The organism is Halorubellus salinus (assembly GCF_020567525.1).
GTDB lineage: Archaea > Halobacteriota > Halobacteria > Halobacteriales > Natrialbaceae > Halorubellus > Halorubellus salinus.
In genome coordinates this window covers 685,386-711,736 of sequence record NZ_JAJCVI010000002.1, presented here as the reverse complement: position 1 = coordinate 711,736, position 26,351 = coordinate 685,386, and the positions used below count along the sequence as shown (strand labels likewise).

General features: G+C 69.7%; 30 protein-coding genes. 17 read left to right on the top strand and 13 right to left on the bottom strand.

Translation table 11 applies throughout. From position 1 onward, the window contains the following. Window positions 1-254: 254 nt before the first annotated feature. Window positions 255-872, top strand: a complete 618-nt coding sequence (engB, locus tag LI336_RS08100) for a GTP-binding protein EngB (RefSeq protein ID WP_227132586.1) — start codon at window positions 255-257, stop codon at window positions 870-872. 42 nt (window positions 873-914) lie between these two features. Here engB and LI336_RS08095 read toward each other — a convergent pair whose 3' ends face one another. Continuing rightward, window positions 915-1,490: a GNAT family N-acetyltransferase gene (locus LI336_RS08095; protein ID WP_227132585.1), complete on the bottom strand. Its 576-nt coding sequence runs from the start codon at window positions 1,488-1,490 to the stop codon at window positions 915-917. Window positions 1,491-1,882: 392 nt separating this feature from the next. Beyond that, complete coding sequence (locus LI336_RS08090; protein ID WP_227132584.1) at window positions 1,883-3,235, bottom strand: eIF2B alpha/beta/delta subunit family protein; 1,353 nt, start codon at window positions 3,233-3,235, stop codon at window positions 1,883-1,885. A gap of 56 nt (window positions 3,236-3,291) precedes the next feature. On the opposite strand from LI336_RS08090, the gene LI336_RS08085 reads away from it, so the two are divergent. The 3 genes from LI336_RS08085 (at window position 3,292) to LI336_RS08075 (ending at window position 5,676) form a co-directional block, all read left to right on the top strand. Beyond that, entirely contained in the window at window positions 3,292-3,777 is a 486-nt protein-coding gene (locus tag LI336_RS08085) for a YfcE family phosphodiesterase (protein ID WP_227132583.1), read from the top strand. A 122-nt stretch (window positions 3,778-3,899) separates the two neighbouring features. Continuing rightward, entirely contained in the window at window positions 3,900-4,658 is a 759-nt protein-coding gene (locus LI336_RS08080) for a coenzyme F420-0:L-glutamate ligase (RefSeq protein WP_227132582.1), read from the top strand. Next, the gene (locus LI336_RS08075; protein ID WP_227132581.1) at window positions 4,648-5,676 is read left to right on the top strand and encodes a 5,10-methylenetetrahydromethanopterin reductase; all 1,029 of its coding nucleotides are present in this window, start codon (window positions 4,648-4,650) and stop codon (window positions 5,674-5,676) included. The genes LI336_RS08080 and LI336_RS08075 overlap by 11 nt, the downstream gene beginning before the upstream one ends. A 194-nt stretch (window positions 5,677-5,870) precedes the next feature. On the opposite strand, the gene LI336_RS08070 is transcribed toward LI336_RS08075, so the two are convergent. Further along, complete coding sequence (locus LI336_RS08070; RefSeq protein WP_227132580.1) at window positions 5,871-6,089, bottom strand: DUF8024 family protein; 219 nt, start codon at window positions 6,087-6,089, stop codon at window positions 5,871-5,873. Between the two features lie 66 nt (window positions 6,090-6,155). Between LI336_RS08070 and LI336_RS08065 the strand changes: the two genes are divergently transcribed. The 6 genes from LI336_RS08065 to yciH all read left to right on the top strand — a co-directional run bounded on the left by LI336_RS08065 (window position 6,156) and on the right by yciH (window position 11,803). Further along, the gene (locus tag LI336_RS08065) at window positions 6,156-6,461 is read left to right on the top strand and encodes a DUF7573 domain-containing protein (protein WP_227132579.1); all 306 of its coding nucleotides are present in this window, start codon (window positions 6,156-6,158) and stop codon (window positions 6,459-6,461) included. An 80-nt stretch (window positions 6,462-6,541) separates the two neighbouring features. Next, on the top strand, window positions 6,542-6,736 hold the full coding sequence (locus LI336_RS08060) for a cold-shock protein (protein ID WP_227132578.1): 195 nt from the start codon (window positions 6,542-6,544) through the stop codon (window positions 6,734-6,736). A gap of 235 nt (window positions 6,737-6,971) precedes the next feature. Beyond that, the gene (locus tag LI336_RS08055; RefSeq protein ID WP_227132577.1) at window positions 6,972-7,964 is read left to right on the top strand and encodes an AAA family ATPase; all 993 of its coding nucleotides are present in this window, start codon (window positions 6,972-6,974) and stop codon (window positions 7,962-7,964) included. Between the two features lies 1 nt (window position 7,965). Then, window positions 7,966-8,970, top strand: coding sequence for a DUF58 domain-containing protein (locus LI336_RS08050; protein WP_227132576.1), 1,005 nt, complete (start codon window positions 7,966-7,968; stop codon window positions 8,968-8,970). A gap of 121 nt (window positions 8,971-9,091) precedes the next feature. Next, window positions 9,092-11,353: a transglutaminase TgpA family protein gene (locus tag LI336_RS08045; protein WP_227132575.1), complete on the top strand. Its 2,262-nt coding sequence runs from the start codon at window positions 9,092-9,094 to the stop codon at window positions 11,351-11,353. A gap of 156 nt (window positions 11,354-11,509) precedes the next feature. Next, entirely contained in the window at window positions 11,510-11,803 is a 294-nt protein-coding gene (gene yciH / locus LI336_RS08040) for a stress response translation initiation inhibitor YciH (protein ID WP_166039521.1), read from the top strand. 121 nt (window positions 11,804-11,924) lie between these two features. Here the strand turns inward: yciH and LI336_RS08035 are convergent, their stop codons facing one another. Then, the gene (locus LI336_RS08035) at window positions 11,925-12,311 is read right to left on the bottom strand and encodes a rhodanese-like domain-containing protein (protein ID WP_227132574.1); all 387 of its coding nucleotides are present in this window, start codon (window positions 12,309-12,311) and stop codon (window positions 11,925-11,927) included. A 57-nt stretch (window positions 12,312-12,368) separates the two neighbouring features. Next, on the bottom strand, window positions 12,369-13,118 hold the full coding sequence (locus LI336_RS08030) for a helix-turn-helix domain-containing protein (protein ID WP_227132573.1): 750 nt from the start codon (window positions 13,116-13,118) through the stop codon (window positions 12,369-12,371). 159 nt (window positions 13,119-13,277) lie between these two features. Here LI336_RS08030 and LI336_RS08025 point away from each other — a divergent pair, with 159 nt between their 5' ends. The 4 genes from LI336_RS08025 (at window position 13,278) to LI336_RS08010 (ending at window position 16,267) form a co-directional block, all read left to right on the top strand. Then, window positions 13,278-14,321 carry a transcription initiation factor IIB gene (locus LI336_RS08025; protein WP_227132571.1) on the top strand — a complete coding sequence of 348 codons (1,044 nt, stop codon included), beginning with the start codon at window positions 13,278-13,280 and terminating at the stop codon, window positions 14,319-14,321. A 57-nt stretch (window positions 14,322-14,378) separates the two neighbouring features. Beyond that, window positions 14,379-14,714 (top strand): thioredoxin family protein, encoded by a 336-nt coding sequence (locus LI336_RS08020; RefSeq protein WP_227132569.1) that lies wholly within the window; start codon window positions 14,379-14,381, stop codon window positions 14,712-14,714. A gap of 113 nt (window positions 14,715-14,827) precedes the next feature. After that, window positions 14,828-15,502, top strand: a complete 675-nt coding sequence (locus LI336_RS08015; protein ID WP_227132568.1) for an alpha/beta hydrolase — start codon at window positions 14,828-14,830, stop codon at window positions 15,500-15,502. A gap of 93 nt (window positions 15,503-15,595) precedes the next feature. Beyond that, window positions 15,596-16,267: a cob(I)yrinic acid a,c-diamide adenosyltransferase gene (locus LI336_RS08010; protein WP_227132567.1), complete on the top strand. Its 672-nt coding sequence runs from the start codon at window positions 15,596-15,598 to the stop codon at window positions 16,265-16,267. Window positions 16,268-16,297: 30 nt separating this feature from the next. Here LI336_RS08010 and LI336_RS08005 read toward each other — a convergent pair whose 3' ends face one another. Continuing rightward, on the bottom strand, window positions 16,298-17,650 hold the full coding sequence (locus LI336_RS08005) for a phosphoribosylamine--glycine ligase (RefSeq protein ID WP_227132566.1): 1,353 nt from the start codon (window positions 17,648-17,650) through the stop codon (window positions 16,298-16,300). Window positions 17,651-17,791: 141 nt separating this feature from the next. Here LI336_RS08005 and LI336_RS08000 point away from each other — a divergent pair, with 141 nt between their 5' ends. Continuing rightward, window positions 17,792-19,048 (top strand): hypothetical protein, encoded by a 1,257-nt coding sequence (locus tag LI336_RS08000; RefSeq protein ID WP_227132565.1) that lies wholly within the window; start codon window positions 17,792-17,794, stop codon window positions 19,046-19,048. A 64-nt stretch (window positions 19,049-19,112) separates the two neighbouring features. Here the strand turns inward: LI336_RS08000 and LI336_RS07995 are convergent, their stop codons facing one another. The 4 genes from LI336_RS07995 to LI336_RS07980 form a co-directional block, all read right to left on the bottom strand. Then, entirely contained in the window at window positions 19,113-19,679 is a 567-nt protein-coding gene (locus LI336_RS07995; protein ID WP_227132564.1) for a DUF4112 domain-containing protein, read from the bottom strand. Between the two features lie 64 nt (window positions 19,680-19,743). After that, window positions 19,744-20,205 carry a transporter gene (locus LI336_RS07990; protein ID WP_227132563.1) on the bottom strand — a complete coding sequence of 154 codons (462 nt, stop codon included), beginning with the start codon at window positions 20,203-20,205 and terminating at the stop codon, window positions 19,744-19,746. Window positions 20,206-20,231: 26 nt separating this feature from the next. Next, window positions 20,232-21,158, bottom strand: a complete 927-nt coding sequence (locus LI336_RS07985; RefSeq protein ID WP_227132562.1) for a hypothetical protein — start codon at window positions 21,156-21,158, stop codon at window positions 20,232-20,234. A 121-nt stretch (window positions 21,159-21,279) separates the two neighbouring features. Continuing rightward, window positions 21,280-21,834, bottom strand: a complete 555-nt coding sequence (locus LI336_RS07980) for a metal-dependent hydrolase (protein ID WP_227132561.1) — start codon at window positions 21,832-21,834, stop codon at window positions 21,280-21,282. 239 nt (window positions 21,835-22,073) lie between these two features. Between LI336_RS07980 and LI336_RS07975 the strand changes: the two genes are divergently transcribed. Further along, a complete protein-coding gene (locus LI336_RS07975; protein ID WP_227132560.1) occupies window positions 22,074-22,316 on the top strand; it encodes a glutaredoxin family protein in 243 nt (80 codons plus the stop codon). 92 nt (window positions 22,317-22,408) lie between these two features. Here the strand turns inward: LI336_RS07975 and LI336_RS07970 are convergent, their stop codons facing one another. Continuing rightward, a complete protein-coding gene (locus LI336_RS07970; protein WP_227132559.1) occupies window positions 22,409-23,299 on the bottom strand; it encodes a ribonucleotide-diphosphate reductase subunit beta in 891 nt (296 codons plus the stop codon). A 108-nt stretch (window positions 23,300-23,407) separates the two neighbouring features. On the opposite strand from LI336_RS07970, the gene LI336_RS07965 reads away from it, so the two are divergent. Continuing rightward, window positions 23,408-25,156, top strand: coding sequence for a MutS-related protein (locus tag LI336_RS07965; RefSeq protein WP_227132557.1), 1,749 nt, complete (start codon window positions 23,408-23,410; stop codon window positions 25,154-25,156). 234 nt (window positions 25,157-25,390) lie between these two features. On the opposite strand, the gene LI336_RS07960 is transcribed toward LI336_RS07965, so the two are convergent. Together LI336_RS07960 and LI336_RS07955 are read right to left on the bottom strand one after the other, a co-directional pair. Continuing rightward, complete coding sequence (locus LI336_RS07960) at window positions 25,391-25,627, bottom strand: DUF8132 family protein (protein WP_227132555.1); 237 nt, start codon at window positions 25,625-25,627, stop codon at window positions 25,391-25,393. 219 nt (window positions 25,628-25,846) lie between these two features. Beyond that, complete coding sequence (locus tag LI336_RS07955) at window positions 25,847-26,308, bottom strand: Hsp20/alpha crystallin family protein (RefSeq protein ID WP_227132554.1); 462 nt, start codon at window positions 26,306-26,308, stop codon at window positions 25,847-25,849. Window positions 26,309-26,351 lie beyond the last annotated feature (43 nt).

The window sequence follows — 26,351 nt, the reverse complement described above, 5'->3', positions numbered from 1 at the left end:
GCGTCGTCGCTCGACGCGCCGCGTCGTTGACCGGGCGCGTTGCTGGCGGCTGGGCGTCGTGGCGAGCAGGTGGCACGCTCCGCGCCCCGGTGCTGTGCCACGCTCCCGCCTCGGGCGACCGGGGTCGACTCACGGCACGCCCCGGCGGTCGCCGCGCCTTCGTACTTGAACGCTCGGTCGCCAGCGCGGACCCGCTCGGTCGGACGACGAGCGCAACGAGTCATGCTTTTCCCCGTCGGTCGGGTACGAGTGGTATGTTCGAGACGCGTCCCGACCGTTCGGACGAGGTCGTCCTCGTCGGCCGGTCGAACGTCGGGAAGTCAACGCTGATGCGGGAGATAACGGGCCACACGTTCGATACCGGCCAGAAGCCGGGGGTGACGCGAGAGCCGAATCACTACGACTGGGCCGGTGACGACTTCGTGCTCACGGACCTTCCCGGGTTCGGGTTCATGTCCGGCGTCCACGAGGACCACCGCGAGCAGATCAAGGACGACATCGTCGCGTACCTCGAGGAGAACGCGGCGAACTTCCTCGTCGCGGTCATCGTCGTCGACGGGAAGAGCGTCGTCGACATCATCGACCGCCACAGCGGCGAGGACGAGATCCCCTACGTCGTGGAGATGTTCTACGTCCTCGAGGACCTCGGCGTCCCGACCGTGGTCGCGGTGAACAAGATGGACAAGGTCGACGACGACGAGGAACGCCTGAACGACCTCTGTGACCGCCTCGGGTTGTTCCCGCCGTGGCAGCAGTGGCAGGACACGATCGCGCCCATCACCGCCAAGCGCGGGCAGATTCAGCCGCTGAACGACGCCGTTCGCACGCACCTTCACGAAGCCAAGCGCGACGACCTCTTCAAGTTCTTCTGACGGTCGTCCGGTCGATGCCGCCGCTCCTGGCTGGCGTCGCGCTCACCGGGACGTCGCCCGGGCCTCCGCGGACTGGACGCTCGCCACCTCGGGTTCGAGCGACTTCTCCATCACGCGGACGTCGAGCGTCGCGGTCACGCCGTTACCCGTCGTTTCGAACGACGTCGACCCGGTGACGGCGTAGTCGTGGTGCTCGTAGAAGCCGACCGCGTTCAGGGAGGACGCGACCGAGAGCGATTCGAGCCCGTCGTCGCGAGCACGCGCTTCGAGCTGCGAGAGGAGCATGGAGCCGACGCCTTCGCCGGCGTACGTCGGACTGACGTACACCGCCGCGACCTCGCCCGCGTCGACGTCCAGGTGCGCGAACCCGGCGACGTCGCCCTCGCCACCGCCCGGGGAGCGCTCGACGCGCGGGCCGCGTGTCACGTCCGGCGACGTCACCGCGACCACGAACACCGAGTCCGCGTCAGCGAGGTCGTAGTCGCAGTGACAGCGGTCGCCCGCCCACGCCTTCGCCGTCTCCTCGTCGTACGCTTCGGCGCCGAGTTCGCGCGCCGACCGCCGATGCAGGTTCGCGACAGCGCCACGGTCCAGGTCCGTCATGCGTCGTACGTTCATACCCACACGAAGAACACCCCTACAAGAACCAGCGGCGGTCCTGCAGGTCGCGACTGTCACACCTGTCGAACCACTCGGAATCACGCGACGCGAACGCCGTCGCTCGCGGTCGGTCGGAATGGCGGCTCGGGTGAAAATCCCTCGTCAGACGGGGCTCGGTGGGGGTAACGCTTCGTCACTGCCGCCACCAGTACGTTCACGCGGCGGCGTCTTGCGCGTTTCGACTCGCCGTCGACGCCCGCAGCAATCCGACGCGCGCAGTCGCCCAACGCCCGACCCGTGCGTTCAAGTCGGATGCCGCGGCGACGAACGACGTGCCCTGACCGGCGTCGTGCGACGGCCTCGCGAAACCCGACGACGTCCCGTCGCACGAACCCGCCGCGAACCGACCGCTACCGTCGGTTCGCCGTCGACGCGTCGTCGTTGTCCGCCCCCTCCCTGGCAGCAGCCGCGTTCTCGCCGGCGTCGTCCGCATCCACGCTGTCGCCGTCCCACGCCGCGAGCGCCGCGAGTTCGTCCGCGACGTCGCGCACGTCGCTCGGGTCCAGCTCGCCGCGTTCGGTGACGACCGCGTCCACGAGGTGCGCGGGCGTCACGTCGAACGTCGGGTTCGTCACGTCCAGCGGCGCCGACCCGTCGTAGACCGCCGACCGCCGCCCTGACTCGAGGTTCACCGTGTCGTCAGTGCGGACCTTGTCCGTCGCGCACGTCACGAAGAACGGCACCTCCTCGTGGGCCGCCGCGACCGCCGCCAGTCGCGTCCCGGTCTTGTTCACGACGCGACCGTCCGCGAGCACCGCGTCCGCGCCGACGAGCACGCAGTCCACGTCCGCGGTCGCGAGCACGTGCCCGATGGCGGCGTCCGTGTGCAGGGTCGTCGGTGCGTCCGCGAGCAGTCGCTCCGCGACACCGACGCCCTCGTTCCCCGGCCGGGACTCCGCGACGAACACTTCGGTCGGGGCCGCGTCCTGGAGCGCACGAACGACCGTTCCCGAGCGCGAGAGCGTCAGGACCGTTCGGTCACCGACGAGTGCCGCGGCGCGTTCGGCCGCCTCGACGTCCACGCGGACCGCGCGGTTGATGCCGTCCATCGCCGCCGTCTCCAGGCTCGCCGCGTCCGCGTCCGCGGTCGCCATCGCGCGGTTCACACGGTTCTCGAGGACCGCCATGCTCGGGCGCGCTCGCCGCAGTCGTCGCGCCAGGTCGCGGACCTCGTCCGTCGCTGCGTCCGCCGACGCGCCTTCGGCACGCAGGACGCCCGCACGGTCGCGGAGCACCTCCAGTGCACGAACCGACAGCGCCGCCGCGCCGTGTTCGTCGTCGGCCGTGACCGAACGGACCGACGGTGCGACGCGCTCGTACGCCGCCCACAGGCCGGGCACGCAGTCACGGTGGAGCATCTCGGTCGCGTGCACCCACTCGCAGGTGTCGTGCTCCTCGCTCACGGTGACGTCGCGGTCGTCGACGTCGAACAGGTACGGGTGCACGACCCAGTGCGTGTCGAGGTCGTCGTCGCGAACGTCGACGGTCGACCCGGTACGCACCAGATCGACGGCGTCGGTCTCGAACCCGGCCTCCTCGTGGAGTTCGACGAGCACCTGTTCGTCCGGGTCGCCTTCGGCGTACCCCGAGATGCCGCCCCACCGTTCGGTGTACGTCCCGACGTGCTCGCTGCGTCGACACAGCAGGACGTGGCCGTCGTGCCTGACGAACGCGGTGACGACGTGGGTCTCCTCGTCGGTCATACGCGCTCGTTCGACCGCCCCGGGGAACTTAGTTCCGACTCGCCGTACCCTCGCGTATGCGACTCGTCGTCTTCGGCGACACGCACGTGCCGTCTCGCGCGAGCAGCATCCCCGAGTGGGTCGCGGACGTCGTCCGTGACGCCGACCACGTCGTCCACACGGGCGACTTCGACGCGGAATCCTCGTACCAGGCGGTCCGCGAGCTGGTGCCGGACGTGACCGCGGTCGCGGGGAACATGGACCCTGCGAGTCTCGGTCTCCCGGACGTCGAGGTGTTCGAGCGCGAGGGCGTCCGGTTCGCGGTCACGCACGGGACCGGTCCAGTGGCGTCCTACCGTGAGCGCGTCGTCGACGTCGGCCGCGAGCACGACGCGGACGTCGTCCTTTCGGGGCACACGCACGAGGTCCTCGACGAGACCGTCGACGGGATCCGCCTCCTGAACCCGGGGAGTGCGACCGGGGCGGCGCCGGCGACGCGCACGACGTGCTACGAGCTCGACGTCGCGGACGGGAGCGTGGACGCGACGCTCCACGAGCGCTGACGGGCGAGCGCGGCACGACGACGATGAGACCGTCGAGCGCGGCACGACGACGATGCGGCCGTCCCGTGGATAGCTCGTCCGGTACCGGTTGGCCTTTGAGGGCGGCTCCCGGACGCTCGTGCATGGAACTGCTGTCGGTCCCGGACGTCCCGGAGGTCCGTGAGGGCGACGACCTCGCGGCGCTCGTCGACGCGCGCTTCGACCTGGCGCCGGACGACGTGGTCGTGGTGGCGTCGACGGTCGTGTCGAAGGTCGAGGGACGCGTCGCGGACCTCGCGGAGTACCCGGCGGGGCCGCGTGCTCGCGAGATCGCCGACCGGCTCGCGGACCTGACGGGCGAGGAGAAGGACCCGCGGTTCGCGCAGGCGGTGCTCGAGGAGTCGACGGAGCTCCTGATGGAGGCGCCGTTCCTCCTGACGGAGACGCGGTTCGGGCACGTGGGCGTGAACGCGGGCATCGACCGGTCGAACGTCCCCACTGGCGACGTCCTCCTGTTACCGGAGCGGCCGGACGAAAGTGCGGCTCGCATCCGCGATGGGCTGGAACACGAGAACCCCGTGGTGGTGACGGATACGAGCGGACGGCCGTTCCGGCACGGACAGACCGGGGTCGCGCTCGGGTACGCGGGGATGCCGGCGAGTCGGGACTACCGCGGGGAGACGGACCGCGACGGGCACGAACTCGAGGTGACGGTGCAGTGCGTCGTCGACGAGCTCGCGGCGGCGGCGAACCTCGTCTGCGGGGAAGCGGACGCGGGGACGCCGGTGACGGTCGTGCGCGACTGGGACTTCGGCGACCTGGACGGGAGCGAGAACCTCTATCGGTCGGTCGACTCTGACTTCGTCCGGCAGGCCTTGCGGGGGTGGGAGTATGACGGGTGACGGTGACGCGGAGGACGGTATCGTGGGGAGCGACGACGTCCGGTTCGGTGTCGAGGTGACGCCCGAGCATCCTCTCGAAGACCTCGTCGGGTTCGCGGAGACGGCGGAAGCGTCCGGGTTCGACGCGGTGTTCGCGTCGAGTCACTACAACAACCGCGACCCGTTCGTCGCACTGTCCCGGATGGCTGGGGCGACCGAGCGCGTTCGCCTCGGGCCGGGCGTCGTGAACCCCTACGAGACGCATCCGGTGACGCAGGCGTCTCGTGTGGCGACGCTCGCGGAGGCGAGTGCCGGCCGCGGGATGTACGGACTCGGCGCGGGCGACCGGTCGACGCTCGCGAACCTCGGCGTCGACCAGGACCGGCCGCTCCGGCGCGTCCTGGAGTCGTTCAAGGTCGCCCAGGACCTGTTCGACGGCGAGCGCGTCGAGCACGACGGAACGTTCGTCGCGGACGGTGCGCGATTGAACTACGAGCCGCCGGGCGAGGTTCCGGTGTTCGTGGGCGCGCAGGGCCCGCACATGACGCGGATGGCGGCGAAGCACGCCGACGGCGTGCTCTACAACGGGTCGCATCCGCGGGACGTCGCGTGGGCGGCCGACCGCGTCGCGGAGGGTCGCGAGGAGCGCCCCGAGGCGTACGGTGACGTGTCGTTCCTGGCGTACGCGAGCGTGAGCGTTGCCGAGGACGAGACGGCGGCACGCGAGGCGGCTCGAATCCCGGTCGCGTTCATCGTCGGTGGTGCGCCGCCGCCGGTGCTCGACCGTCACGGTATCGACCAGGACCGTGCGGTGTCCGTCGGCGACGCGGTCTCGGCTGGCGAGTTCGGGGATGCGGGAGCGGCCGTGACGGACGCGATGCTGGACGCGTTCTGTATCGCAGGGACGCCAGCGACCGTCGCCGACCGCTTCGACGCCATCCTCGACCACGCGGACGGCATCGTCGCCGCGGCGCCACTCGGCCCGGACGTCGAAGCCGCGATCGAGTTGAGCGCCGAAGCGCTCGACCGCGCGCGGTGACCGTCGTCGACGGGATTACGGGCGCGCGCGCGGCTGCTGGCGTCGTCGGTGAGCGTGCGCTCGGGGCTGCTGGCGTCGTCGGTGAGCGTGCGCTCGGGGCTGCTGGCGTCGTCGGTGAGTGCGAGGAGAGCGTGACCCGTGCCGGTGACGTGGTCGTCAGCAGTCGGTCGTCCGGGCTTCGCGCTTCGTCGCGGTCAGTTCGCGCCCGGGGGTGGGGACTGCGAGAAGCTGTCGCCGAGTGCGTCGAGGATGCTGCCGAGGACGAGTGCGCCGAAGGCGAGGGATGCCCCTGCGGTGATGAGGCCACCGATCGCGACGAGTGCGGCCGATATCGGGTCGACGCTCGCGGCGGTCCCGAACGACTCCACGGCGGTCTGCAGTTCGGACACGAGCCAGAACGTTCCGTTGCTCATACTCGATGCTTCGAGCGCGGGTACTTGTCCGTTGCGCTCAAGACCCGGCCGCTCCTGGAACGTGATATGACCGAGGACGCTTCTATCGACGAGTTCGTCGACCGCGATGCGGCGGACGCGACCGACGCCGACGCTGCCGACGACGACGCCGTCGACGAACGGACTGCCGACGCTGACGCGTCGAGTGACGGAACCGAGTCGGGTGATGGAACCGAGTCGACCGTCGACGAGCGCGTGGCGTCGGCGTCACCGGCGGCGTCGACGTCGCGGTTCGAACCGGACGGTGCGGCGTGTGCGTCGTGCGGCGAGGTCGTCGAGCGGCTGTGGCTCGCCGACGGCGACGACGTCTGCGAAGCGTGCAAACCCTGGTAGAACGGTCGCTTCGACCGCGGAAACCGCGGAATCTCCCTCGTGACAACCTTTATGCTTGCCAACGTCCTTCATGGAAGCGTATGCCAACAGGTACGGTCGACTTCTTCAACGACACGGGCGGTTACGGCTTCATCGACACCGAGGACGCGGACGAGGACGTCTTCTTCCACATGGAGGACATCGGCGGCCCCGACCTCGAAGAGGGACAGGAGGTAGAGTTCGACATCGTGCAGGCCGACAAGGGCCCGCGCGCCGAGAACCTCACGCGCCTCTAATCGCAGGATAGCTTCGGACAAACGAAATTTTGTGTCCCCGGCAACGTTACATGGCAGCGACCGCTACACACTGGCAGTACGTGGTGTGTCACGCTCGGGCACGGGGCGCGCGGATTCGACCGTCGGTAGCGTCGGCGACGCCCAACTGTCGCGAGGGTCGGACGCACTGCGACGGGATTGACCGCCCTCCAGGTCGGTTGCCGGTTCTCACACCGGTGCTGTCAGACGATAATTCATGACGGACGCTAACACTCCAGATGCGACGCCACAGTCGAGTCGCCCAGAAACAGCCCCGGAATCGCTCCCGATCGAGGAAGCCGCGCAGGTCAGTCGGGACGTCATCTCGAACGTCGAGGACGTCATCGTCGGGCATCACGACGAGATCGAGCACGTCGTCACGGCGATGCTCGGTCGCGGGCACGTCCTCCTCGAGGACGTCCCGGGCGTCGGGAAGACGATGCTCGCGAGGGCGCTCGCGGCGTCCATCGAGTGCTCGTTCAAACGCGTCCAGTTCACGCCGGACCTCCTGCCGTCGGACATCACGGGCGTGAACGTCTTCAACCAGAAGACCCGCGAGTTCGAGTTCCAGAAGGGGCCGGTGTTCGCGAACGTCGTCCTCGGCGACGAGATCAATCGCGCGCCGCCGAAGACCCAGAGCGCGCTCCTGGAGGCGATGGAGGAACAGCAGGTGACGGTCGACGGGACGACGCGGATGCTCCCGCAGCCGTTCACGGTCATCGCGACCCAGAACTCCGTGGAACCCAATCGCACCTACGAGTTGCCGCTCGCGGAGGTCGACCGCTTCATGAAGAAGTTGCACCTCGGGTATCCGGACGCGGCCGAGGAGTCGGAGGTCGTCGCGCGCGCCGTCGGCCATCACCCCATCGAGTCGTTGACGTCGGTCACTGATACCGAGACCATCCGGCGGGCGCGCGAGACCGTCGCGAACGTCACGGTGAAGGAAGCGGTCCGCGAGTACGGGACGCGACTCGCGGCGTACACGCGCGAGAACGCGAAACTCGGCGTGTCACCGCGTGGCACCATCGCGTTGATGCGGGCGGCGCAGGCGCGAGCGGTCGTCCGTGGTCGCGGGTACGTGACGCCCGAGGACGTGCAGACGGAGGCGCCGCGCGTGCTCAGTCACCGCATCCGCCTGTCCGCGAGTGGCCCGCAGGACCAGGGCGAGCAGGTGGTGGCGGACGCCATCGAGACGGTGCCGGTCGAGTAAGATGCGGTTGACTCGACGCGGGAAGGCGGCGCTCGGCGTGGTCGTTCTCGGCGTGCTCGCGTCGTTCGTGTTCGGCGCGCAAGCGCTCGGCGTCATCGTCATCCCGGTCCTGGTGGCGGTCGTCGGTGCGGCCGTCCAGGTGCGGCGTGCGGGCCGGCCCGAGGTGACGCGCCGCGTTCCCGACCCGGGGTTCATCGACGAGACGAAGCAGGTGACGTTGTCGTTCGACGTCGGGTCGCCGGTCGCGGCGACCGTCGAGGACGACGCGGACGCCGGCCTCGAACTCGACGGTGCGTACTTCGAGGCGACGCTCGGGACGCGTTCCCTCGCGTACGACGTGACGTACCGCGACCGCGGCGAGCACGACCTCGGGCCGCTCTCGGTCCGTATCGTCGACGTCCTGGGGCTCGCGGAGGCCGAGCACCGGTACGGGCATCGCGACAGCGTGCTCGTGTATCCGCGCGTGTACGCGCTGACGGGGTCGACGCGGCACGAACTCAACCTCCTGCCGGAGGGCGGGTTCGAGCACAACCGCGAGGAGTTCGACAGTCTCCGCGAGTACGACCGCGGGGATTCGCTGCGTGACGTGCACTGGAAGTCCAGTGCGAAGCGCGCGGCGAACGACCTCGTCGTGAAGCAGTTCGTGAGCGAGGAGGACGTCGGCGACGTCCACATCGCGTGCGAGAGCGCGGACGGCTGGGACGACCACGTCGCGGAGGCGACCGCGAGCATCGCGCTCTACCTCCTCGATTCGGGCATCCGCGTCGGCCTGTCGGCGCCGAACGGCGAACTGGAGGCCGACGCGGGCGCGGACCAGCGGGAGGCGCTCCTGTCGTTGCTCGCGACCGTCGGGCCGGGGAAGGTCCCCGACGAGCATCGGGCGCGCGCGAACGTCGTCGTCACGGGCAGCGAGTCCACGGGCGTTCGCGTCGAGATGGCGGACCGCGAGGTCCCGTTCTCGTCGTTCGTCCGCGACGCACCGGCTCGCGAGGAGGTGCGAGCATGAGTACTCCCGACTACTCAGGTTCGCGAGGAGGTGCGGGCACGCGTACTCCCGACTGCTCCGGTTCGCGAGGAGGTGCGGGCACGCGTACCCCTGACTGCTCCGGTCACCGGGAGGTGTCCGTATGAGTACCGTCGACCGGCTCGGGGCGCGGTTCGCGTCCGACGCGGAGAGCGACTCGAGTCGCTTCCGCGTGCTCGCGCTCGCGGGCGTCACCGGTATCACGGCGACGTACCTCGCGGTCCTCTTCGAGTTGACGTCGGTGCCGTCGGTCGGTGGGACGCCGGAGCTGGCGGCGGTCGTCCTCGGTGCGTTCGCTGGCGGGTACGCGCTCTCGCGAACGGTCGGCGAGCGCGTCGCCGCCATCCTCACCGTCGTGCTCGTGTTCGCGGGCGGACTCGCGTACCTGCTCGCGACGCCGCTCGGCGTGGTGTCGCTGACGACCCGTGGCGGCCAGATACTCACCGACGCGTTCGCGCTCCTCACGGGGTGGCGCGTCCTGAAGCTCGTCGAACCGACCGTGTGGATCCTCGGGTTCGCGCCCGCGCCGGTGTTCATCACGACGTACCTCGCGCTCCGGCGGCGGTACGTCGCCGCGGTCGGCGTCGCCGGCCTCGCGCTCGCCGTCCTCATCATGACCGGCGACGCACCGGTCCTGCTGGGTCGCGTCCCGCTGTTGTTCGGTGCGGTCGCGGGCATCGCGGCGGTCGGGTTCGGCGAACTCGAGAAGCGCGGTGGGACGCTCAAGCAGGTGGACGTGCTCGTGCTGCTGTTCGCGGCGATGCTCGTCATCTCTTCGGTGCCCGTCCTCCCCGGGAGCCCGCTGCTGTTGCCGCGCGCGGGCGGGGAGGGCGCGGCGACCGTCGAGGGGAGTCTGACCGCGGAGACCGGGCGCGCGCCGATCGTCGGGTCCATCCGGCTGTCGCCGGAGGTCCGGTTCAAGGTCGAGGCCGACCAGGGCCAGTACTGGCGGGTGGCGACGTACGACCGCTTCACGGGCCAGACGTGGTTGCGGAGCGGCGAGTCACGGGACTACTCGCCGAGCTTGCTCGACGAACCACCCGGTGAGACGACGCGGGTGAGTCAGACGTTCGAGGTGCTCGCGCCGGCGAAGGTGATGCCGGCGGCGAACCAGCCCGTGGAGGTCCGCGGGGACGTCCGCGAGTTCACGAAGGTCACGCTCAACGGCGGCATCCAGTCCGACGTCCGGTTCCGCGAGGGCGACCGGTACAGCGTCGTCAGCGCGGTGCCGACCGCGGACGAGGAGACGCTGCGCGCGACCGGGACCGAGTACCCCTCGCGCGTCGAGAACCGCTACACGGAAGCCCAGGGGCTCTCCGAGACGTTCACGGAGCGGACCGAGCGCATCGTGTCCCAGGCGGACGCCCAGAACCCCTACGAGACCGCGGTCGCCATCGAGGACTGGCTGGAGGGGAACCGCGAGTACTCGCTGGACACGGACCGCCCGAGCGGGAACATCGCCGAGAAGTTCCTCCTGGAGATGGAGCAGGGGTACTGTACGTACTACGCGACGACGATGGTCATGATGCTCCGGAGTCAGGGTATCCCGGCGCGGTTCGCGGTCGGGTACACGCCCGGCCAGCAGGTCGACGACAACGAGTGGCTCGTCCGCGGGTCGGACTCGCACGCGTGGGTCGAGGTGTACTTCGAGGACGTCGGCTGGGTGAAGTTCGATCCGACGCCGGCCGGCCCGCGGCAGGAAGCGGAGGTCGAACGCATCGAGGATGCTCGCGAGGACGGTGACGAGAACGTCGACGTCGGCGACAGCGAGCAGGCGCCGTTGACGACGACGACGCCGTCGACGACGCCGTCGCCGAACGCGACGGACGTGAACCGCTCGGAGCAGACGTTCCGGAACCCGAACCTCGGTGGGACGACGGCCGCTGGTGGCGGGAACTTCACGCTGGAGACGGGCGGGGCGACGACGAACGGCAGCGACGGTGGCGACGAAGGTAGCGGTGGCGGGCCGATCCCACCGGAGACGCTGTTCGTCGCGTTCGTCGCGCTCATCGGGCTCGCCGCGGGCGCGCACCGCTCGGGGGCGACCGACCGCGCGCTCCGCACGGCGAAGATCCACTGGCACGGCGGGCGCGTCGACCCGGAGACCGACGTCAGGCGCGCCGTCGAACGCCTGGAGCTCCTGCTGGAGCGTCATTACCGGCCGCGGCACGTCGACGAGTCCCCGCCGGCGTACATCGAGGCGTTGACGCGCGCCGGTCTCGACGACGAGGTGACTCGCGTCGGCGAGCTCTACGAGCACGCGGTGTACGGGAACGGCGTCAACGAGGCGGAGGCGGACGAGGTCGTCGCGCTCGTCGACGACACCGTGCGAGCGCACACGCCACTGCTCCGGCGACTCCGCTAGCGCCCGAACGCGGTCGTTCGCGCCGTCGCCGTGACCAGTGGTGCTTTATGCCGGCGAACCCCCGGGAAACGCGCCGACACGACCGGGTTCGAGTTTTATTCGGGTCCGGGAGTCCCGATAGTGTTTAATATGGCGACGCCGTAACTTCGAATCGTAATGTCGGAAGTCTGCTCGACGTGCGGGCTCCCCGAGGAACTCTGCGTCTGCGAGGACGTGGCCAAGGGAGATACGGAGATAACCATCCGCATTGACGAGCGCAGATACGGGAAAGAGGTAACGGTCATCGAAGGGTTCGAATCGAAGGACGTCGACATCGACTCCCTCTCGTCGGACCTGAAGTCCAAGTTCGCCTGTGGCGGGACCGTCGAGGACGGCCACATCGAACTCCAGGGGAACCACTCGGGCCGCATCGAGGACTTCCTCCGCGACCGCGGGTTCAACGTCGCCTGACCTCCCTCTCCTCGGTTCGTTCACCACTCGCGAGCGACGGCGTCGTCGGTCGCGTTCGGTGCGTCGCCGGTCGCGTTCGGTGCGTGGTCGTCGAGTGCTGGCGTGAACGCGAGCGACAGCGTCAGAAGGGAGCGCTGGGGCCGTCGGTGGATTCACCGCCGGCGTCGGCGGATCTGCCGTTGCCGTCGGTGGTGCCGGTGGCGAACTCGCCGTCGTACGCGGTGAGGCCGCCGGCCATGCTCTCGACGGGGGCGTCGACGCCCTCGTAGGACGCGATGAGGCGTGCGGCCTGCACGCTCGACTTGCCGTGCGGGCAGACGGTGACGACGCGGTCGGCGTCGGGGAGTGCCTCGACGGCGTTCGTGAGCTCCGGAAGTGGAACGTTCCGCGACCCCGGGATGTGCCCGCGGGCGTAGCTCGACGGGTTCCTGATGTCGACGATGCAGAGGTCGACGTCGTCGTCGGCGGTGAGTTCTTCGACGTCCTCGGGAGCGACTTCGCCGTCCATTCGTGGAGGTGCTTGGGTCGGGGTGGTGTTAAGGAGCGCGCTCTCTCCCTGGGGTCCTCAGGGTGCGCGTTCCGGAACCTCGTCGTCGACGTCGAGGCAGCCTTCGGTGAACTCGGTGGCGAGCCAGGTTTCGGCGTTCTGGAGGCGGTACTGGAGCGTCGAACGTGGGATGCCGGCGTCCTCGGCGACCTCGGCGAGCGTGCACTCGCGGGGGGTCTGGTAGTAGCCGGCGTCGACCGCGGCTTCGAGGGCGGCGCGTTGCTCGTAGGGGAGTTCGTCGCGGTCGTCGTCGCCGTCGCCCCAGTGGGTGGGGTCGCCGGTCTGACTGAGGGAGATGCCGATGGTGTCGGGGAACGACTCGCGGACGTGGTCGAACAGTTCGCCAGCGCCGGTGCCGTCGCGCGTGAGGATGCGCCAGACGTACTCGTTCCCGCGACGGCGCGTCTCGAAGACGAGGCCGGGGCCGAGGTGTTCGCTCGCGGGGTAGGGGAGCGCGGGGCAGGCGTCGATTCCCTGGCGGTACGTGTAGACCGTGGCGGTCGTCGGACTGGTCTCGAGGAGTTCGTGTTCGCGGTAGGAGTCGCAGGCGCCTTCGGGGCACTCGTTGCAGCGGTTCGCGTCGAGGACGAGCTCCTCGAGGGCGTCGATGGCGTGCTCGGGACCGGAAAAGCGGTCGATGCGCCACATGTCCTCGCCGACGACGTTGCAGGCGACCGAGCGCGCGATGGCCTCGGGGTGGTCGATGAAGACGTCCGCGATGGGGTCGACGCCGCGGTCGTACTCGATCGTGAAGACGTACTCTCTCACGCCCGGCAGTTTGGCATATGCCAACCTAACTGTTTCGCCGGTGGTTATTTAAGGGCGTATAATCGCGTGACTTGAGCGGTAAGTCTCTCACTCCCCCGACGAGTTCGTTTGGCGTATGCCGAACGAACCTATTCGGGGCTGTCCGAGAAACGAGTGTGTATGACGACCCAACGCTTCAGCACTCGACGCTCGCGAGCGGACGAGAGCCCGACGCGGACGCGACCCGGCACACGCGCCCGGGACAACGAGGCCGACGAAGCCGACGAACGCGAGCACGAGCACGACGAGAGCGTGACGACGTGCCCCGAGTGCAGCGGGCACCTCGCGGTCGACGAGGAACGCGGGGAGACCGTCTGCGAGGACTGCGGGCTCGTCGTCAGCGAGGACGAGGTCGACCGCGGCCCCGAGTGGCGCGCGTTCGACGCCAGCGAGAAGGACCAGAAGTCCCGCGTCGGCGCGCCGACGACGAAGATGATGCACGACGACGGCCTGTCGACGACCATCGGCTGGCAGAACAAGGACGCGTACGGCAACAGTCTCTCCGCGCAGAAGCGAAAGCAGATGCAGCGCCTGCGGACGTGGGACGAGCGCTTCCGCACCCGCGACAGCCAGGAACGCAACCTCAAGCAGGCCCTCGGCGAGATCGACCGGATGGCGTCGGCGCTCGGCCTCCCGAAGAACGTCCGCGAGACCGCGAGCGTCGTCTACCGGCGCGCGCTCGAGGACGGCCTCCTGCCCGGCCGTAGCATCGAGGGCGTCGCCACCGCGAGCCTGCACGCCGCCGCCCGCCAGGCCGGGTCGCCCCGCACCGTCGACGAGATGACGCGCGTCTCGCGCGTCGACGAACAGGAGTTCACGCGTACGTACCGCTACATCGTCCGCGAACTCTCGCTGGAGGTCCAGCCCGCGGACCCCGCGAGTTACCTGCCGCGGTTCGCGAGCGACCTCGACGCGCCCGACGCCGTCGAACGTCGCGCCCGCGAGCTCGTCGAGACCGCGAAACGCGAGGCCGTGCACTCCGGGAAGTCCCCGGTCGGTATCGCTGCCGCCGCCATCTACGCCGCCGGCCTCCTGGAGGACGCCGACCTCACGCAGCGCGAGGTCGGCGACGCCGCCGACGTCAGCGAGGTCACCATCCGCGACCGCTACCGCGAACTCCTCCGCACCGCCCAGAACGCCCGGCAGGGCCAGGCCGCGGACTGACGCGCTCCTCGCCTCCGGGCCGTGGATTGAAACGCTCTCACCACGTATCAAGTTCCGATGAGTGACACGCAGAAGCCCACGTATCTCGCCGACGAAGCCGAACTCGACGCGTTCCTCGCCGAGCACGACCGCGTGCTGCTGGAAGCCTACACGGACGGCTGCGGTATCTGCGCGTCCATGGAGCCGGTGCTCGGGAACGTCGCCCGTGCGACCGACGTCGCGGTGGCGCTCGTCAACCCGCGCGACGACCCGCCGCTCGTCGAGCGCCTGAACGTCACGAGCGTCCCGTTGCTCGTGTACTACGAGGACGGCGAGCCCGTCCGCCGGGTCGCCGATGGGTTCCAGTCCGCCGACGCCGTCCTCGAGTTCGTCGACGAACCCGCCGCCGCCTGACCGCGTCGGCCAACGAGGCGGTCGTCCCTGGCCGGGAGCCAACCGGCTAAACCGCTCGCACACGTACCTCGGGGTATGACACGGACGCAGTTCAGGACCGGGGAGCGAGCGCGATGAGCGGTCTGAATCCCCACAGTGGCGACGATCCGCACGGCGACCAGCCGGTCGCGACCGCGGGCGCGGACCTCGCGGACGCGACCGCGGCCGTCGTCTGCGCGCACGGGCGGGGCGCGACCGCGCAGTCGATGCTCCAGCTCACCGGGCAGCTCGGGTTCGACGACGTCGCGTCCCTCGCGCCACAGGCCGCGGGTCGGACGTGGTACCCGAACCCGTTCACGGCGCCGCGCGACTCGAACCAGCCGGGGCTCGACTCCGCGCTCGCGAAGCTCGACGCCGTCGTCGGAGACGCCGTCGACGCGGTCGGCCGCGAGCACGTCGTCGTCCTCGGGTTCTCGCAGGGCGCGTGCCTCGCGAGCGAGTACGTCGCGAGCAACGCCGCCCGCTACGGCGGCCTCGTCGTCTTCAGCGGCGGCCTCATCGGTCCCGACGTCGACGTCGACCAGTACGCGACCGGCGGCGACGACCCGCTCGCGGCGACGCCCGCGTTCCTCGGGTGCGACGCGAACGACCCGCACATCGACCGCGAGCGCGTCCACGAGACCACCGAGGTCCTCCGCGCGCTCGGCGCCGAGGTCGACGAACGCATCTACGACGGCATCGGGCACGGCGTCGTCGAGGACGAACTCGACGCCGCCATCGCTATCGTCGACGCCGCACGCGAGCCCTGAGCGATCGTACGCGAGCACTGACTGGCGGTCGGGCGGACCGCGCGCCGGAGCGAACCCCGTGGACTGAAGCGACCCGCGGCCGTCGGTCGAGTCATGAGCGACGACGACGCCTCCACCCGGGACGACGACGCCCCCATCACGCCCGCCCCCATCGAGCCCGCCGCGCCCGAGGCCTTCGGCCGCACGCAGGTCTGGTGGGGTGACGGGAAGGGAAAGACCACCGCCGCGCTCGGCATGGGCTTTCGCGCCGCCGGCCACGGCTACCGCGTGCACCTCTGCCAGTTCATGAAAGGCGGCGCCGCGAGCGTCGAGGACGTCCGCGGCGAGTACAACGCCATCCACGCCATGCCCGGCTTCACGTACGAGCACTCCGGGCACTACGGCTGGCACGCGATGAACGACGGTACCGAAGACGTCGACCACGAAGCCCGCGCGCAAGCCGGCCTCGAGCGCGTCCACGAGCTCCTCGACGCCGCCCACGACGCCGACCTCACCACGCCCTTCGACCTCGACGCGCCCGCCGACGACGGCGTCCACATGCTCGTCCTGGACGAGCTCTGCTACGCCGCGAACCGCGACCTCGTCGCCCCCGACGACGTCGCCGCCCTCGTCGGCTCGAAGCCGGACGGGCTCGAACTCGTCCTCACCGGCGGCCACGAGGAGCCGACGTACGTCACCGACGTCGCGGACCTCGTCACGAACGTCCGCAAACAGCAACATCCGTTCGACGACGGCGTCCGCGCCCGCAAAGGAACCGAATTCTGACGGCCGACCCAACCGGGTCGTGAGCGAGCGTCACTGCGGCCCGAGGTAGCCCCACGCGTGCAGGCGGTCGCCCTCGCCGTCGATCCAGCGTTCGCCGATGTCGTCGCGATAGTACAGGTTCGGGACGAGGACGTCCTCGACGCGACCGTAGCACTGCTCGCGCGCCGCCCCCATCGTCTCGCCCATCCCGGTGACGACGAGCGGCATCCCGGTCTCGCCGGCGACCCGCCACTCGCCGTCGACGTCCGCGGTCGGCTTCCCGTCCGGCGTCACGCGCTTCGCGTCCTCGATGTGCACGCCTTCGGGCGGTCGACCGTCCTCGGTGTCGAACACGAGCGCGGCGTTCCGCGAACTCTCGTCGTACGTCTTCTGGTCGTCGAACGGGAACGGCGGCAGCACCACGCGCACTGCGACTTGGAACCCGCGATGGACCGTCGGCTCGGGACGCCTGCCGTGCGCGAGGTCGAAGAGGAACCCGCCACTCCCCGAGAGCAGGGACTCCTCCTGGAGCGCGATCGTCGGATACCCGAACCGCGGCGTGAACTCCAGGGGGTAGACGCCCTCGTCGGTCGCGATACAGTTCAGGTCGATACTCCCGACGTACCCCTCCGCTGCGAGCCAGTCCTCGAGCTTCCCGAGGGTCTCCTCGAAGAGACGGTTCCGGCCCGCCCAGAACATCGCCGTCCCCATCTCGCCCGTCGACGGCCCGACGTTCCCCGGGAACAGCTTCTTGTGCTCGAAGTTGAAGTTGATCGGGTCGACGAACTCGCTGCCGTCGAAGAACCCGCAGACGGCGACCTCGACGCCGTCGATGCGGCGTTGCAGCTGGAAGCCCTTCATGCGGTGGCCCCACGCGGACTCGTACGCTTCGAGGACGTCGACGACGTCGCTCCCGTCTCGCTCCCGGCCGACGTACACGAGTCGCTTGACGTTCTGGACCTCGCCGAGGGGCTTGACGACGTACGGCGCCGGGTTCGACCGGACGTGCTCGATGGCGTCGTCGAAGTTCGTGAACTCGCGGTGCTCGACCGTCTCGATACCGGCTTCCTCGAGGACCGACATCGCGTACCCGCGGTCCTCCTCGAGGCGGTCGGTCGCGGGCGTTCCGCCGACGACGGCGTGACCGTCGGCGCGCAGCTTCTCGGCGAGCGCGCCAGTGCCGACCTCGTCGCCGACCCAGATGTCGTCGAACACGACGACGTCCGCCCAGTCCACCTCGGCGCGCCAGTCGTCGACCTTCTCCACGAACCCGTCCGCGATGTCGCGGTCCACGTCGTGCTCGACGTAGTACTTCACGTCGTGTCCCTCCCGACCGACCTGCCACGCGAGGTCGCCACAGAGCGCGGCATCGAGCGAGCAGAACAGGAAGTTCCTCGAAGGCATACCGCGCCGGTACTCCCGGCCGGGACAAAAGCGTTCACGCGGTCGGTCCGGACGCTGCAGCATTCTCGCGGTCGGTCTGCACGCCGCGACCGCGTCGCTCGATGCGAAATTTCTTCCTTCGCGCTCGGGTCGGTTCGAACGATGGGACTCCCGCTTCGGCGCGTTCCCGCGTTCGGCGTCGACGTCGTCGCGCTCGCGGCGGTCGTCGTCCACCCGTTCCCGCTGTACGTCGTGCTCGCGGCGTACTGGCTCGACCTGCTGGCCAGCCTCGTTCGCATGGGTGTCGAGACGGCGGTTGCCGCGCCACGGGAGACGTACTCGCCGACGGTGCCGCCCGCGGTCCACCGGAACGGTGACCCGGGCGCGTTCCGGTTCCTGACGCCGAAGCTCGGTCGGCTTCGCCCGGCGAGCTGGCTGCCGTCGGTCGCGCCCGGGAACGTCGCGCCGACGCTCGCGGCCGGCCTCGCCGCGGCGACTGCCGGCATCGCCGTCGCGGTCGCCGGGACGGTCGTCGACCCGCCGTTCTCGGTGCTATCGTGGCCGACGAACGGCGTCCTCGCCGCCGGCGCGCTCGCGGTCGCGGTGAAGCACGGCGTCGTCCTCCGTCGGTTCCTCTCGGTGGCGCGCGTTCCGGCGGACCGGACCCTCCGACTCGGGCCGTGGCTCGGGTCCGTCCTGTTGGCGCTCCCGGTCGTCGCCGTGGACGCCGTTCACGCCGACGCCGGGTTCGACCCCACGACGGGGTTCGCGGCGCTCGCGGTCGTGATCGTCGCTGGCCGGGTCGCGGTCGAACTGCGGCGGGACGCCAGGACGACCCGGACCGAGCCGTTCCGGCTCCCCGACGCCACGGGACGACCGGTCGAGCGGTTCCAGGTCGACCGACGCGCCGTCCGGATCGCCGGCCTGCTCGACGGGGTCGTTCCCCGACTGGACCGTGGCGTCCTCAACGTCACCTCTCGACTCCTCGCCGTCCTCGTCCTGGCGTCGGCCGGCTTCCTCGCGGCTGGTGCGCTCGGCCGCTCGCCAGCGGGCGCGGCCGGCGTCGCCGTCACCGCCGCCCTCGCCGTCACCGCGACCACGTTCGGGCTCGCCGGCGTCGTGCACTTCGACCTCGCGTTCGGCGCGACCGAGTACCACCTCTACGACGACGAACTCGTCGCGTACGACCGGCGGCTCGACGCCGTCCAGTGGCGCGCGTCGTTCGACGAGGTTCGGGGTGTCAGCGTCGAGGACGGGTTCTGGCGGGCGCCGCCCGGGACGGACGCGGCCACGGTCACGCTCGACCGCACCGATCTCGACACCGACGCGTCCCCGTACGGGTTCTCCCGGCAGACGCTCGCGTACGTCGACCGCCCCGAGCGCGTCGCTGACCGACTGCGGCACGCGATAGCGGACTGACGCGGGTGAGCGACCCCCGCGGCGACGCGACGGCGCGGACGCCCCACCACCCGAATCGACGGAACTACTCCGCGTGCTCGTCCTCGACCTCGATGGGTATCTTCACCGGCCCGTCGCCGTCGTCCGCGTGCGACTCGTCGGGCGTCGCCGCGTCCACGACGTCCTCGGTCGCGTCCGCCGCCCCCTCGAGCGCGTCCGCCGCCGCGTCCTCGACGCTCGCGAACACCGTCTCCGACGCGCCGTCCGCGAGGTCGTCGAGCGCGAGTGCGAGGTTCCGCCGGTTCGACTTGAACACGACGTCCACGACCGTCCCGACGTACGGAATCGCGCCACCCGCGACGTCTATCGTGACGTTCGCGAGCATCTCCACGAGCGTCCCGTAGGACACCCCGAGACGCGCGGACTCCAGCACGATGTACATCGACACGCCCGCCGCGACGACGTCACCGACGCCCGGGAGGACGCCGAGCACCGGGTCCGCGCCCACGCGGAAGTCGGTTCCCGGGAGACGCACCGCGTCGTCCATCACCTTCGCGACGAGACGCATCCGGTCGACCGCCGCCTCGTCGACACCATCCGGTACTGGGCCGTCGTAGGGCTCCTCGAACGGGTCGCGCTCGTCACCAGTCATATTCTGACCTATGGCATCACGACACAAGAAGACACGGCCCAAGAACCGGTCGCCGAACGCTCGCTCAGAACAACGCCGGCGCGAACCGGATGAGGACCGCATCGACCAACAGCAGAACGCCGACGAGCGTCGCCGCGCGCAGCACCGCCGTCGCGCGCTTCGCGGGCGTCCGAACCTTCAGATCCTCGGCGCCCTCGAGCACTCTGGACGCACCGACCTCGACGAGTCCCGTCAACGCCACCCACAGCACCACCATCCCGAGGACGAGATGCCCGCTCGTCGACGACAACAGCGACCGCTCGTACTCGGCCAGCGATATCATGTACCCACCCGAGAGCAGCAGGAGGACCGATGCGAGCCGCGACCCGACCTGGAGCCGCTGCGTGAACCGTTCCAGTGGCGCTGCGTTCAACGACCCCTCCCGAGCGAGCGGGAGCACACCGAACGCGAAGAACGACACCGACCCCACCCACATCGCCGCGACGACCAGATGGATCGTGCGAACGACGACTTCGACCATAACCATGCGGATACCGTCCGCCCGCCGACCGGTTAATCCTTCTCCTCTACGGCAGCCGCACACGCCCCGCATAGCAACTCGATGGTCGACGACGCCGACCCGATGACGGTCTCCAGGTCGTCGACGTCGTGGTACGCTTCACAGCGCTCGCAGCGCGCCGTCGGCGCCGCCTCGTCGGCGAGCAACGAATCGACCGTGACCTCGTCCGTCGGCGAGTCGAACGCCGCTTCCGGGTCGAGGTCGCTCGCCGGCTGTGCGGGCGTCGCCGGCGGTCCGTCCGTGAGCGCGGGCGGCGCGTCGTCGTCGAACAGCGGGGAATCCGGGCCGTCGAGGTCCGTCTCGACGGTCGACGACGCGTCGTGGTCGCTCTCGTCGCCCGCGGACGCCGCCTCCTCGACGGTCGCGAGCGCCTCGCTGAAGAACTCGCCAGCGAGGTCGTCCGGGAGGCCAGTGTTCCCGTAGAGGGCCGTGACGAGTTGCTCGCGGAGCTCGTCGGGAGCCAGTCCCTCGCGCTCCCCGACGACGTGTAGCGCATCGGCTTCGCGAGCGTCCGCGTCCGGCATCCCCTCCGGGTTCCGAACGTACCGGTCGACGACCGCGGTCAGGCGCCCTGCGACCGTCGAATCCGCACTCCAGCGCGTCGGGAACGCCGCGTCGATGTTCGCGCGGCGTTCGTCGCGCAACTCGGCCACGACGCCCGTCGGGGACGCCAGTTCCGTCGTCGGATCCACCGCATCGTCCTCGTCGGGTACGCTGGGACGGTCGACGCGGTCGAGTGCGGTCTCTCCCGGGACGTCGAGACGACCGGCCGCGATGTCGCAGAGCACGCTCAGGCTCTCCTGCATCGACGAGGAGTCGTATCCCCGACACTCCGCGTAGACGTTGTCGATGCGGTCGGCGAGTGCCGCGGGAATCCGCACCTCGACGAACCCCTCGGCCCGGTCCTCTCGCTGTGCCATTGGAGAAACCATCGCACCCCAACCCCATAAATTTCACTCATCTGCTGGCGCGTTTTAATTTCTGAGGTCCGGTTCGTTGGAGATACACCCTGCGTACGAAAGCAACCCACCGATGTCGGCGCTACTGGAGGTACCGTTCCTCGAGGGCCGGCAGTCGCTTGCGAACGAGCACGTACCCCACCGACACCGCGACGCCCGCGAGCACGGCCTCTCGAATCCAGCCGTCGAACACGACCCACCCCGGGACCGCGAACGTCACCGCGACCGCCAGGTCCTCGGGCGCCCCGTCGTACCGCACGTACCGTCGCGGTGCCGCCCAACGCCCTTGCGTGTGCAGGAACACGCCACGTTCGTCCTGCGCCAGCCACGGCCGCGCCTCCGTCCCGCCACCGAAGACGTCGCTCGCCGAGTGCACCGCTGCGGACACCAGGAACCCCGCCACGCCCACGGTCACCGGGAGCGTCGCCGTCGCCGCGACCACCACCGCGAGCACTGCGAGTACCGCGTAGTACTCCGGGAAGTGCAGGGTCTTCCGGTGCTCCGCGAGGAGGTCGAGGTCCGGGAACACCCCACCGGCGAGCGCACCCGCTGCGGCGGCCGTCGCGTACTCCCCACCTGCCGCGGCGTACGCGCTCGCCAACGCCAACCCGACGAACGCGTGCGTCGTCGCCATCATCGTCCCTACGTACCCGGTTCAGCCTCAAAACGTCGTCGTCGACACCGGGCGTCGAACCACCCACGTAGTCAAGTACGAAGCCGCGGCCAACGCCACCGTCACCTGACGACAGCGACGCGACGGTCGAGGCGGGAGCCCGGGCCGCCGTCGCGTCACACCCCACGGCCCGGCTGCTCGCCCCATACCGACGCAGCAACAGGACCCCCAGACCCTTCTACGACCAAGACCTAAACGGACGCGTGACGCGAACGCTCTACCAGCTCGACGGCTGCCCGTGGTGCGAGAAGGTCGCGGACCGCATGGACGAACTCGACCTCGACTACGACAGCGTCTGGGTCGACGCCATGCACTCCGCTCGCAACGAGGTCAAGCGCGTCTCCGGCCAGCGCGCCGTCCCCGTCCTCGTCGACGACGCCCACGGCGTCACGATGAACGAATCCGCGAACATCCTCGAGTACCTCGATACCACGTACGGCGAGTAACCGGCCGACCCAGCCGCGTGACCGGCCGACGCCGTCCAGGGAGCTCCAGCTGTCTCACCCGGACGGGGGTCAGCGTTCCGGACGACGGTCAGTCACCCGTCGAGTTCGGTCAACGTCTCCACGTCCGGCACGTCCTTCGCCGCGTCCACGATCTGCGCCATGCGCTCGGCGTGCTTCTCGGCGGCGTACGACGCGAGGTCCTCCCCTCCCATCGCGACCGCGTTGTCGTCCACCGCCGTCGACACCGCGTCCTGGACGAGCATCGCGAGCTCACCGGTCAATTGGTGCAGGAGCGACGGCGACACCGCGCCCGCGGCGACCAGGTCCTTCAGCTTCCGCATCCCGAACCCGACGTGGCGGCCCTCGTCGCTCCGGATCCGCGAGAACCCCTCGACGAGCCCCGGGAGCTCCGGGAGTCCCTCGACGTCGCCACTGAACGACGTCTGGACGCCGTAGTAGCCCGTCTGCGCGAGGATGCCCTCGACCGTGAGGTGATAGTGACAGTACGCTCGCGCCCGGTTCTCGGGGGTGTCGTCGTCGAGGAGTTGCGCCATCGCCGCCTCGTTGCGCTCGAAGAGCTCGTCGTACGCGTCGTTGAACCACGCCGGGTCCCGGGGGTCAGAGCGCTCCAGCCCGCGGCGGTCTTCGGCTTCGTGGACGACGCGCGTCCAGTACCGGTGGAAGAACTCCGCGTGCTTGGCTTCCTCGTAGAGCTGGGTCGTCACGAACAGCTGGTCGTTGACGTCCTCGAGGACGACGGCGAGCGGCGACAGGTCCTCGGTGACCGCCTCCTCGCCCGCGCCGAACAGCGCGAGCGTCCGGCGGAGCGAGTCGAACGCCCCCGCGTCGAGGTCGGCGATGCGGTCGACGTCCGCGTCGAGGTCGACGTCCACGGGGTCCCAGTGGCGGGACACGGCGTTCCGATAGTACCGGAAGGAACTCGCGTCCTCGTCGATGCCCGCCGGTAGTGCATCCTCGGTCATACGTGACGGTTGGCGCGCTCGCGAAATCAATCCCCTGGGCTGCCGTCCTCGGGGGTGTGGTGGGACGGTTGCGGGGTTTTGATTACGTCGCGCTCGCAGGCTTGGGGTATGCGACTGGAGGAGTACTGGGGGGTCGGCCCGAAGACGCGGGCGTTGCTCGTGGAGGAACTGGGCGTCGACGCGGCGATCGACGCCATCGAAACCGGGGACGTGAGGGCGCTCGTGGACGCGGGCGTGCCGCGCGGACGAGCGACGCGCATCCTTCGACGAGCGACCGGTGGGTCGGGGATGGACGTGCTCGCGACCAGCGACGCGCGCGAGGTGTACAAGGACCTGCTGTCGGTCGCCGGGTCGTTCGCGTTGACGGCGCGGGCGGCGGACGCCATCCACGTGCTGACGCCGCTCGCCGACCGGGACGGGATGCGGGACCGGCTCGCGGACGTGGAGGCGGCACGCGCGTCCTGGGAGGCGCTGTCGGACGACGACCGGGAGGCGGTGGTGGCGGCGTTCGACGCGTACGACGACGCTGACGGTGGAGAGAAGGCGAGCGTCGAGGCGGCGATCGCGCTCCTCGACGCGGACGTCGTCGAGGACGACGGCGTGTTCGCGCCGCTCTCGGGACTGGACCGCGACGCGCTCGTGGACGCGTCGCGAGCGCTCGGCGCGCTCCGCGAGGGCCACGTCGCGAACGGGGCGGACGACCGCCTCGACGACCTTCGCGAGCAGGTTGCCGCGGTCGAGACGCTGGAGGCGAACGCGGGGTCGGTCGTCGAGGCCATCCGCGGGGACGGTGCGCGGACTGCTGGTGGGTTCCAGGACGCGTTCGTCGACCACGTCTGCGCGGAGACCGGCGTGGAAGCGACGACGGTCCGGGACGCGGCACCCGAGGAGGCGCGGGACGCGACGGACTTCGTCAACGAGGCGCTGCGGGTGCTCTCGACGGACCGACGGGAGGCGGTCGCGGAGCGCGAACGCGAGGTCCGCGTGGCGCTCCAGGGCGCGGTCGCGGACGCACGCGAGGACGTCGACGCCGCCGTGTCGGCGGTCGACGACGTGGCGTTCGAGCTGTCGCTCGCGCGGTTCGCGGCGGCGTTCGACCTGACCGCCCCCGAGTTCGTGACGGACGCGGTCGCGGTCGAGGGTGCGCGGAACCTGACGCTCGCTGCGAACGACGGGGAGTCGGTGCAGCCGGTCCGGTACGCGCTCGGCGAGCACGACCTCGGGGCGCCACCGGGCCGCGAGCGCGTGAGCGTGCTCACCGGGGCGAACTCCGGCGGGAAGACGACGCTCCTGGAGACGCTCTGCCAGGTCGTCCTGCTCGCACACATGGGGTTACCGGTGCCCGCGGACCGTGCTGCGGTCGGCCAGTTCGATTCGGTGGTGTTCCACCGGCGGCACGCGAGCTTCAACGCGGGCGTCCTCGAGTCGACGCTCCGGAACGTCGTCCCGCCGTTGACCGCGGAGGGTCGGACGCTGATGCTCGTCGACGAGTTCGAGGCGATCACGGAACCGGGGAGTGCCGCGGACCTCCTGCACGGTCTGGTGACGTTGACGGTGGAGAAGGCGGCGCTGGGGACGTTCGTGACGCATCTCGCCGACGACCTGGAGCCGCTCCCGGAGACGGCGCGCGTGGACGGTATCTTCGCGGAGGGATTGACGCCGGAACTGGAGCTGGAGGTGGATTATCAGCCGCGGTTCGGGCAGGTCGGACGGTCGACGCCGGAGTTCATCGTGTCGCGGCTGGTGGCGAACGCGGACGACCGGTCGGAGCGCGCCGGGTTCGAGACGCTCGCGGAGGCTGTGGGGCACGAGGTCGTGCAGCGAACGCTCGCCGACGCACGGTGGAGCGAGTCCTAGGGGCGAGGTACTGTCGTCGTCGAGGATGGGGGGTCGTCGTGGGGTCGTCCACGACGGTCCGGGGGAAGGTGTGAGTTCCCGGTTGGTGTGGGTTTTCGATTGGTGTGGGTGTGGACCCGGTTGGGTCCGGTCCGCGTGAGGGTTCGGATGGGGGTGGTGGGTCGACGGGGTCGGGGCGGTCGTCCTGTGTCTGGCCGTCACCGGTCAGATCTGCTTGTTGCTGGTCGGTATCGGTCAGGTCTTCTTGTTGCTGATGATGACGCGGTCGGTGCTTCCGCGATGGTGGATGAGCGAACTGAGGCCGCTACGGAGCAGCACGAGTCCGACGAGCAGGAGCGCGATCGCGCCGAGCAGGTACTCGGTCTCCGGGAGGCCGGTCCCGAGGAACGGTCCTTTCATCAGGAACCACGAGGCGATGCTGGTGGTGAGCAGTCCAATCGTGCCGAGACAGGCGCCGAATTTCCGACCCATATCAGCAATGGTGATTAGCAAGATTACTAAAGGTATCTAATATTTCCTTACCAATCGGTTACGTACATTAAAAGCGTTAGCGGGTCGAAGATTTAAGTCTCGGAACAGAAATGGGCGGGTCCGGTCCTCGTTCCCGAGACTCGTCGGGCGCCGAGGGTCGACCCGCGGTCCGAAGCGACCGTACCGAGGCGTCCCAACTCGACGCCGGGGTGAACGTCTCTAGCGGATGTCGATGTCGTGGCCGAGGGCGTGTTCGCCCTCGAGCATCGGGAGGGTGACCTCGAGGACGCCGTTGTGGTAGGACGCCTCGATACCCTCGACGTCGATCTCGCCGGGGATGGCGACCGTCTCGTTCGTGCTGCGCGAGTGACGGACGTACGACGTCTCGGACTCCTCGCTGATCTCCGTGACGGCGGAGATCTTGAGGTGACCGTCCAGGTAGACGAGGTCGATCTCGTCCTTCTCGAACCCGGGGAGGTCCATGACGAACACGTACCTGTCGTCCTCCTCGTGGAGGTTCGTCATGTGCTCGATGCCGTCGGTCGTGCGGCCCTCGAGCATGGGACTCGTGCGGCCCTCGAGCATGGGTGTGCGGTCACCGAACGCGCGGTCCATCCACATGCCGTCGAACATTCGGTCCATCTCCTCGAACATCCGGCTCATTTCGTCGAAGTTTCGCATTTGTAATCACCACCACGTACGTCGTGTGAGGAGATAAAGACGT

What these genes read in the sequence shown, in the direction of transcription:
- engB (WP_227132586.1), top strand. Translation starts at nt 255, where the DNA reads ATGTTCGAGACGCGTCCCGACCGTTCGGACGAGGTCGTCCTCGTCGGC.
- LI336_RS08095 (WP_227132585.1), bottom strand. Translation starts at nt 1,490, where the DNA reads ATGAACGTACGACGCATGACGGACCTGGACCGTGGCGCTGTCGCGAAC.
- LI336_RS08090 (WP_227132584.1), bottom strand. Translation starts at nt 3,235, where the DNA reads ATGACCGACGAGGAGACCCACGTCGTCACCGCGTTCGTCAGGCACGAC.
- LI336_RS08085 (WP_227132583.1), top strand. Translation starts at nt 3,292, where the DNA reads ATGCGACTCGTCGTCTTCGGCGACACGCACGTGCCGTCTCGCGCGAGC.
- LI336_RS08080 (WP_227132582.1), top strand. Translation starts at nt 3,900, where the DNA reads ATGGAACTGCTGTCGGTCCCGGACGTCCCGGAGGTCCGTGAGGGCGAC.
- LI336_RS08075 (WP_227132581.1), top strand. Translation starts at nt 4,648, where the DNA reads ATGACGGGTGACGGTGACGCGGAGGACGGTATCGTGGGGAGCGACGAC.
- LI336_RS08070 (WP_227132580.1), bottom strand. Translation starts at nt 6,089, where the DNA reads ATGAGCAACGGAACGTTCTGGCTCGTGTCCGAACTGCAGACCGCCGTG.
- LI336_RS08065 (WP_227132579.1), top strand. Translation starts at nt 6,156, where the DNA reads ATGACCGAGGACGCTTCTATCGACGAGTTCGTCGACCGCGATGCGGCG.
- LI336_RS08060 (WP_227132578.1), top strand. Translation starts at nt 6,542, where the DNA reads ATGCCAACAGGTACGGTCGACTTCTTCAACGACACGGGCGGTTACGGC.
- LI336_RS08055 (WP_227132577.1), top strand. Translation starts at nt 6,972, where the DNA reads ATGACGGACGCTAACACTCCAGATGCGACGCCACAGTCGAGTCGCCCA.
- LI336_RS08050 (WP_227132576.1), top strand. Translation starts at nt 7,966, where the DNA reads ATGCGGTTGACTCGACGCGGGAAGGCGGCGCTCGGCGTGGTCGTTCTC.
- LI336_RS08045 (WP_227132575.1), top strand. Translation starts at nt 9,092, where the DNA reads ATGAGTACCGTCGACCGGCTCGGGGCGCGGTTCGCGTCCGACGCGGAG.
- yciH (WP_166039521.1), top strand. Translation starts at nt 11,510, where the DNA reads ATGTCGGAAGTCTGCTCGACGTGCGGGCTCCCCGAGGAACTCTGCGTC.
- LI336_RS08035 (WP_227132574.1), bottom strand. Translation starts at nt 12,311, where the DNA reads ATGGACGGCGAAGTCGCTCCCGAGGACGTCGAAGAACTCACCGCCGAC.
- LI336_RS08025 (WP_227132571.1), top strand. Translation starts at nt 13,278, where the DNA reads ATGACGACCCAACGCTTCAGCACTCGACGCTCGCGAGCGGACGAGAGC.
- LI336_RS08020 (WP_227132569.1), top strand. Translation starts at nt 14,379, where the DNA reads ATGAGTGACACGCAGAAGCCCACGTATCTCGCCGACGAAGCCGAACTC.
- LI336_RS08015 (WP_227132568.1), top strand. Translation starts at nt 14,828, where the DNA reads ATGAGCGGTCTGAATCCCCACAGTGGCGACGATCCGCACGGCGACCAG.
- LI336_RS08010 (WP_227132567.1), top strand. Translation starts at nt 15,596, where the DNA reads ATGAGCGACGACGACGCCTCCACCCGGGACGACGACGCCCCCATCACG.
- LI336_RS08005 (WP_227132566.1), bottom strand. Translation starts at nt 17,650, where the DNA reads ATGCCTTCGAGGAACTTCCTGTTCTGCTCGCTCGATGCCGCGCTCTGT.
- LI336_RS08000 (WP_227132565.1), top strand. Translation starts at nt 17,792, where the DNA reads ATGGGACTCCCGCTTCGGCGCGTTCCCGCGTTCGGCGTCGACGTCGTC.
- LI336_RS07995 (WP_227132564.1), bottom strand. Translation starts at nt 19,679, where the DNA reads ATGACTGGTGACGAGCGCGACCCGTTCGAGGAGCCCTACGACGGCCCA.
- LI336_RS07990 (WP_227132563.1), bottom strand. Translation starts at nt 20,205, where the DNA reads ATGGTTATGGTCGAAGTCGTCGTTCGCACGATCCATCTGGTCGTCGCG.
- LI336_RS07985 (WP_227132562.1), bottom strand. Translation starts at nt 21,158, where the DNA reads ATGGCACAGCGAGAGGACCGGGCCGAGGGGTTCGTCGAGGTGCGGATT.
- LI336_RS07980 (WP_227132561.1), bottom strand. Translation starts at nt 21,834, where the DNA reads ATGATGGCGACGACGCACGCGTTCGTCGGGTTGGCGTTGGCGAGCGCG.
- LI336_RS07970 (WP_227132559.1), bottom strand. Translation starts at nt 23,299, where the DNA reads ATGACCGAGGATGCACTACCGGCGGGCATCGACGAGGACGCGAGTTCC.
- LI336_RS07965 (WP_227132557.1), top strand. Translation starts at nt 23,408, where the DNA reads ATGCGACTGGAGGAGTACTGGGGGGTCGGCCCGAAGACGCGGGCGTTG.
- LI336_RS07960 (WP_227132555.1), bottom strand. Translation starts at nt 25,627, where the DNA reads ATGGGTCGGAAATTCGGCGCCTGTCTCGGCACGATTGGACTGCTCACC.
- LI336_RS07955 (WP_227132554.1), bottom strand. Translation starts at nt 26,308, where the DNA reads ATGCGAAACTTCGACGAAATGAGCCGGATGTTCGAGGAGATGGACCGA.